Below are 3,213 nucleotides of genomic sequence, written 5' to 3'. Positions count from 1 at the left end.
CAGCTCCAGCCGCAACCGGCGCGCTTCCTTTACAAACTCAAGATACTGCTCTGTCAGCGCGAGAATGGAGATCTTGGTGATATCAACCTTCTGGCTGCGGGCCAGTGTGAGCAAGACATCAAGCGGACCTTCAAACCCGTCCACATCCACAAGCAGGTTCGGGTCGCCAGTCGCGGGCTGCTCCACAGCCGCCGCGCCTGCCAACGCTTCCTCTATCTGCTCTGTGGCCTCAACGTCGCTCAAACATCAATCCCTTTAAAGCGTATCCCCGAAGAGCATGTCTCGCACTCCGGTAAAAAGACACCCTCTCAAACTTTCGCACACAGCTCATCAAACTCCGCGCGCAGTGCCGTTTCATCCCCATCAAACACTTGGGTATTTCGCTGCATAGCCGCCTCGATGCGCTCAGCGCGTTTTCCATCTATCTCCGGCACAGCAGAAGCAACCACCTTCATCTCATCCAGCTCACCATTGCAATGCAGAACAAGATCACACCCCGCCGCAACAATTTTCTCAACCCGGCTCTTCAGATCATCACCAAGCGCTTTCATGGAGATGTCATCACTAATCAGGACGCCATCAAAACCAATCGCTTCCCGGATAACCTTCTGAATAGCATAGGAAGATTGCGTAACAGGATGATCTCCATCAATCTCTTTAAAGACGATGTGAGCGGTCATCCCCATCGGGCAATCCCGCAAGGATTTGAACGGCAAAAGGTCCCGCGCTTCAAGCTCCTCAAGAGGGCTTGTCACTTCAGGCAAGGAAAGATGACTATCAACCAGCGCTCGGCCATGACCCGGCATATGCTTCATAACCGGCATCACACCAGCAGCAAGACAGCCATCCATAGCAGCGCGGCCCAGATCACTCACAAGCGCCGCATCAGACCCGTAGGCCCGCAGACCAATAATGTTGCTCGCACCTTCAATGGGCATATCAAGACACGGAATACAGTTGGCGTTCAACCCAAGATCACGCAGATCCAAGCCAATCAGCAAGGCATGCAAATAAGCAGCTCGTTTCGCCGCCTCAACGTCCTGCGCATAAAGCCGCCCAATGGTCCCTGCCGCTGGATAGACTGGCACATGCGGCGCACCAAAGCGCTGCACACGCCCGCCTTCCTGATCAATGAAAACAGGCGCATCCGCACGGCCAACAGCCTCGCGAAAATCAGCGCAAAGTCGGCGGATCTGCGCCGGCGTTTCCATGTTTCTAGCAAAAAGGATCAGACCAAACGGCTGTTGGTCGCGAAAAAAGGCTTTGTCCTCAGCGCTGAGCTCAGGTCCAAGGCATCCGGAAATGAACGATTTTAAAAACATGAGTAAAGCTGGTAGCTTGACGCTGGTACGGCGTCAAGCTCCAAAGCGTAGTCCCTGAAAAGGGAAAGCGTATTTAGTTGCGGCGAACGTAACAGTCGCCACCAGCAGATTTAAACTCACCGCAGAAGGTGTTTGCACTGGTCGGACCATCAAACGGCACCTGAATGCGGTAGTAAATGCCTTTGTCGCCAAGATCAGCACGCGTAATCACCGGTGTCACCAAAGCCATCAGGTTTGGATAGCGGCTGTTGTAGCGGCGGATCTGACCACGAGCATCCTCAACAGTGCGCACAGAAGCCACCTGCACAATGTAAGTCCCACCTGGAATCTCACCAACAACACCTTCGGTAGGTGTCGGAGTTGGAGCAATTGCCTGTGGGTTTACAGCAGCTGTTTGCGTGTTCTGGTTTCCAGTCAGGTTCAGCGGTGCGTTGCTGGCACGAGACGTCGGCTGCGGCTGCAGCGGCTTCAGCGTGTTGGAGCGAACAGTACCGCTGCCTGTATTGGCAGAGGCCACAACAAATGGCTTGGACTGAGGCACAACACTCACACCCAGAAGCGTATTGCGCGTCTCGGTCCGCGTTGCCACCGGAGCATTCGCAAACGCATCCTGCAAGCTGGTGGTTGTTGGTACAGCAGCAGTTTGCTGGTTAGCACTCTGGGTTTCACCCGGAAGTGGATCCCACTGCCCAGACGTCGCCGCTGGTGTCGTGCTACCCGTGTTCTGCGGATTGCTGTTGCGCACAGTGCTGCTTGTGACAACACGAGGCTGTGCAGACACATTGGCTTCCGTACCAGCCCGCTGAACGATGGTCCCGTCAGGACGAACAATAACGGTCCGCACCTTCTTCGTCGGGTTCACATCAAACACGCTGGACTTTGCAGTATCCGTTTCGCTGGACGCTGGCGGCAATGGTGTCACAGCTGCATCTTCACGCTGAATCATCTTCTCGCCAGTGACTGGCTGAGACGCTTCCTCCGGAGAAAAGACTTTTGCTGTGTCGTTCTTAGGCTGCGCAGAAGGAGATGGAACCTCCTTCATTGGAGAGGCATCAGCTCGAATAATCGGTGGTGGAGTTGCATCTCCGCCTGTTCCACCGAAGTCGAACAGGAACAGACCGGCACCGCCAACCACAACAATACCGCCAATGAGCGAAGCAGCCATCAGGCCTTTGCGCATACCTCCACTGCGGTTCTCTTCTGCTTCAATCGGAACATCAACAGAAACACGCGGCACAGCTTGCGGAAGAACGCCGCCATCAAGGCTCGGATCTTCTTTGCGCATAGCCTGCGCCACAGCATCAAGATCATATCCGCCAGGAGGAGGAGATTGCTCTTCACCAGGCTTTTTCGCTGCATTCATTGCCTCTTGATGAGCAGCTTCCGTCTGCGCCAGCTTTTCAGCAGCAGCAGGCCAGGACATTTCATCCAAAGACGTATCGTTGGCAACGCTTTCGTCCAGCTGCCAGGCATCATCACCTTCAACGGCAAATGGATCGATTTCCTGAGCAACCTGTTCAAAACCGGCACTCATGCGCTCAAATTCATTCAGCTCTGCTGCAACTTCAGGGCCGATTTCAACCTCCGGCTCTGGTTCTGGCTGCGGCTCCTGCGCAATTTCATCTGCAAAGATGTCATCAACGCTCGCCTCAATGTCCTGCGCAACATTTCGCACAGGCTGAGGTGCAACAGGTTCAGCAACAACGCTTGGCTGCGCTTCCTCGTCAAGACTGAACTCAGCCAACAAAGCTTCTTCAAGATGCTTGGCAGGAATAACCGTTTCCTGTGCAGACACTTCAGGAGCGCTGATGTGCTCACCTTCAAGTTCAGCACCAGTATCCATCGCAAACGCTGTCATATCCGGTTCAAATGAAACAGGGTCAGCAGCAGG

At 54.4% G+C, this 3,213-nt stretch carries 2 protein-coding genes and 1 pseudogene; all 3 read right to left on the bottom strand.

Translation table 11 applies throughout. The features are described from left to right. Nucleotides 1-204 (bottom strand): annotated as a pseudogene (locus PPL9_RS34610) (segregation/condensation protein A); the annotation flags it as partial. Nucleotides 205-308: 104 nt separating this feature from the next. Further along, nucleotides 309-1,322, bottom strand: a complete 1,014-nt coding sequence (nagZ, locus tag PPL9_RS30540) for a beta-N-acetylhexosaminidase (protein ID WP_057466247.1) — start codon at nucleotides 1,320-1,322, stop codon at nucleotides 309-311. 73 nt (nucleotides 1,323-1,395) lie between these two features. Then, on the bottom strand, nucleotides 1,396-3,213 hold a 1,818-nt coding region (locus PPL9_RS30535), incomplete at its 5' end, for an SPOR domain-containing protein (protein WP_200962396.1).

Source organism: Pseudovibrio sp. POLY-S9 (assembly GCF_001431305.1).
In the GTDB taxonomy this organism is placed as follows: domain Bacteria; phylum Pseudomonadota; class Alphaproteobacteria; order Rhizobiales; family Stappiaceae; genus Pseudovibrio.
The sequence above is the reverse complement of the archived record's forward strand: the minus strand, read 5'-3'. Positions and strand labels throughout refer to the sequence as shown.